We start from the raw sequence: 1,647 nt of genomic DNA, 5'->3' as shown, positions 1-1,647 counted from the left end.
CGAACGCGGCCTGCGCGGCGGCGATCTCGCCTGTGTCGATGTCGACGGCCCGGCCGGTGAACCGCACCGTCGCCACGGCGGTCGTGCCGTCCGGGGAGACCATCTGCTGCTGGGTGCCGTACGGCGACTGCACCATCGCGACGCCGCCCTGCGACGACACCTCGGCCAGTGCGTCCTCGACCGCGCCGCGGACCGGGCCCGACGCGACGCCGCGGTCGTCGTGGATCGCGACCTGCATGCCGTCGCCCGACATCTCCGGGAACGTCGTCACCAGAGCGTCGTACGCCGCCTGGGAATCGGTGCCCTCGACCGACAAGTCGTTGCTGAACGACCCGCCGACGCTCCGCCCGGTGACCAGGACACCGCCGACGAGCAGCAGCCACACCACGATCACCAGCCACCGGTGACGGACGGACAGTGAGCCGAGCGCGCGCAGCATCAGGACTCCTGGTGGTGGTTCGGCGGCGGGGTCATGGTCACTCCTTCGAGAAGTGAGACACTGCTGTCTCGTTTTTTTGACTATACGCCGCACCCCCGCAGAACCAACTCGGTAACCTGCGAGGTGTGGCGGTCCAGGAGGAGCACACCCGGGCGGACGTGCTCCGCAACCGGGCAGCGCTGCTCGACGCCGCCGCCGACGTGCTCGCCTCGGCGCCCGAGGCGTCCCTCGCGGAGATCGCCACCCGGGCCGGGCTGACCCGGGCGACGCTCTACCGCCACTTCGAGAGCCGCGACGCCCTGCTGTCCGCGATCCAGGAGGAGGTGCTGCGCCGCGCCTCGGAGGCGCTGGCCGGTCTCGACCTGGCCGGGTGCGACACCCGCGAGGGCATCCGGCGCGCCGCCGCCGAGCTGGTGCCGCTGGCCCTGCGGTTCCGGATCCTGCTCGCCGGGGGCGCCTCCGGGGACCCCGCCTTCCTGGCCGCCCGGGAGCAGGTCCTCGCCCCCCTGTGGGCGGTCCTGGACCGCGGCGTCGAGGCCGGCGAGCTCCCCGCGGCGGCGAACCCCGCCTGGTTGCGCGCCGTGCTCGCCGGGCTCCTGATGACCGCCGCCCGCGCCGCCGGCGCCGGCCTGGTCGACCCTGGGGAGGCCAGCGAGCTGGTGGCGAGCACGTTCCTCGAAGGCTTCGGCCGGGGTGGTCCGGGTGCCTGAGTCCGGCGACCACGCCGACGCCGGCAGCACTGGCGCGCGACGCCGAGGACGGCGCTCCGGTCACAGCGAGTCCCGCGAGTCGATCCTGGCGGCGGCGCGGGAGCTGTTCGCCGAGCGGGGTTACGCCGGCACGAGCGTCCGGGCGATCGCCGAGCGCGCCGACGTCGATGCCGCGCTGATCGCCCACTTCTTCGGCGACAAGGGCGGGCTGTTCGCCGCCGTCGTCGGCCGCCCCGCGCGGGTGCCCGGCGACCTCCTGGATGCACTGTCGCCGCCCGAGGGGTCCGGGGCGCGGCTCGCGTCGGCGTACCTGACCTGGTGGGAGGCCCCCGAGACAGCCGTCCCGCTCCTGGCCACCGCGCGATCCGCACTCGTCCTCGGCGAGGCGATGGACCGGCTGCGCGGTCTGCTGCTCTGCGAGGTGCTCAGCGAGTCGGTGCCCGCCCAGGACCGGGCCGACCGCGAGCTGCGGGTCGCGCTAGCGATGAGCCACCTCCT

General features: G+C 74.6%; 3 protein-coding genes. 2 read left to right on the top strand and 1 reads right to left on the bottom strand.

Annotation, left to right across the window (positions count from 1 at the left end; all coding sequences use genetic code 11):
- Positions 1-439, bottom strand: a 439-nt coding sequence (locus tag Q0L15_RS22415; RefSeq protein ID WP_296607079.1) for an MMPL family transporter, incomplete at its 3' end; no start/stop codon positions are given.
- A 125-nt stretch (positions 440-564) separates the two neighbouring features.
- Between Q0L15_RS22415 and Q0L15_RS22410 the strand changes: the two genes are divergently transcribed.
- The gene (locus Q0L15_RS22410) at positions 565-1,149 is read left to right on the top strand and encodes a TetR/AcrR family transcriptional regulator (RefSeq protein ID WP_296607078.1); all 585 of its coding nucleotides are present in this window, start codon (positions 565-567) and stop codon (positions 1,147-1,149) included.
- Positions 1,142-1,647: TetR/AcrR family transcriptional regulator (locus tag Q0L15_RS22405; protein ID WP_296607077.1), on the top strand; the 506-nt coding region annotated here is incomplete at its 3' end. The genes Q0L15_RS22410 and Q0L15_RS22405, both read left to right, overlap by 8 nt.

The sequence above is a fragment of the Nocardioides sp. genome (assembly GCF_024509035.1).
GTDB lineage: Bacteria > Actinomycetota > Actinomycetes > Propionibacteriales > Nocardioidaceae > Nocardioides.
Note: the sequence above shows the minus strand (reverse complement) of the source record. Positions and strands in the feature narration are given on the sequence as shown.